Below are 696 nucleotides of genomic sequence, written 5' to 3'. Positions count from 1 at the left end.
GGGTTACTCATGATGAGTAACCCTTTTTTTGAAATTTTATAAGCCTAGTTAAAGCTAATCTTCTAATGCACTAAGCACTAAATATTTGAGATAGCTCTGTCGCACATAGGTGGTACTGACGAGGGCAGTTACGCCACGTTGTTAGCATGCGACGGTACTTTTCTAACATTGGCATTTGACTATTGAAGTGGTGATCTGCTTTGTCAAATTGAGGGTAAAGTCCTTCAGAGTCAACAAGGAAACGCACGTAATGTACGATTTGTGCTTCAGAAGCGATATCGAAACCTAGGAATTGTAGACGACGTTGGTCGACTTCCGCACGCTCTTGATCTGCAAGCATTTTATTCGACTCTTGCATCGCATGGTACATCTCCATAATGTCGATAATTTCGCGACATTCTGCTTCAGTTAAACAACCAAATTCTTTGTTAAGCTCACGCATTTGGAGTTCGTAACCACGTTCTACAATCGTTTGTAGACGCTGGTATTTAGCTGAGTTCTCAGGATCCATTTGAGACATTAGGTAGTATTGATTTGATAGAATTAGACGCTGAGCATTGGTCATTTCCATGGGAGGAACCTCACTAAAAAACTAAATGTTATATTATTTTGTTGCAGTAAGAGTAACAGCATTCCTAAGAGTGGAAACATGATCTCAACACGGATTTAATATGATTTTTTGAATTGATAAACAAA

Annotated in this window: 1 protein-coding gene; it reads right to left on the bottom strand. The window is 38.9% G+C overall.

The features are described 5' to 3' along the window. Positions 1 to 70: 70 nt before the first annotated feature. Positions 71 to 571 carry a YfbU family protein gene (locus AB4496_RS25575; protein ID WP_009846313.1) on the bottom strand — a complete coding sequence of 167 codons (501 nt, stop codon included), beginning with the start codon at positions 569 to 571 and terminating at the stop codon, positions 71 to 73. Positions 572 to 696: the final 125 nt, after the last annotated feature.

The organism is Vibrio sp. 10N.222.46.A1, from assembly GCF_041473595.1.
Lineage (GTDB): Bacteria > Pseudomonadota > Gammaproteobacteria > Enterobacterales > Vibrionaceae > Vibrio > Vibrio tasmaniensis_A.
Note: the sequence above shows the minus strand (reverse complement) of the source record. Positions and strands in the feature narration are given on the sequence as shown.

Coding starts and splice junctions, on each gene's coding strand:
- AB4496_RS25575 (WP_009846313.1), bottom strand. CDS start 571: ATGGAAATGACCAATGCTCAGCGTCTAATTCTATCAAATCAATACTAC.